This window comes from Priestia sp. SIMBA_032 (genome assembly GCF_046535215.1).
Lineage (GTDB): Bacteria > Bacillota > Bacilli > Bacillales > Bacillaceae_H > Priestia > Priestia aryabhattai.
The window spans coordinates 1-279 of record NZ_JAWRXD010000475.1 but is presented as its reverse complement, the minus strand read 5'-3'; the positions used below and the strand labels follow the sequence as shown (position 1 = coordinate 279).

1 protein-coding gene is annotated in these 279 nt (G+C 51.3%); it reads left to right on the top strand.

Annotated elements, in window-relative coordinates; all coding sequences use genetic code 11:
- Positions 1-25 precede the first annotated feature (25 nt).
- The coding region (locus SB717_RS35195) for a hypothetical protein (protein WP_410907541.1) at positions 26-279 on the top strand (254 nt) is incomplete at its 3' end.

The window sequence follows — 279 nt, the reverse complement described above, 5'->3', positions numbered from 1 at the left end:
AGTGATGATTGGGCAGGACGTTGAAGTGGGGGATTTGGACGGACTGGAACGGTTTTTTGATCGAGCAGAACTGCTCAAATTTAAAAATAAAACCTCGCTGATCCTGCGGTTCAAGGTCACGGCGGATGGGGATGCCAACGCCGGCAGAGCGATTGCGTTTCCTCCCTCGCAAGACTTGTTGTTCACCAAAAAGCTTTTGGACATCACCCAATTTACGAATGACGACCGCAATGGCTGGGAAAATGGTGCCGGTGCAACGGACCCCCGAGATTTGGTGAT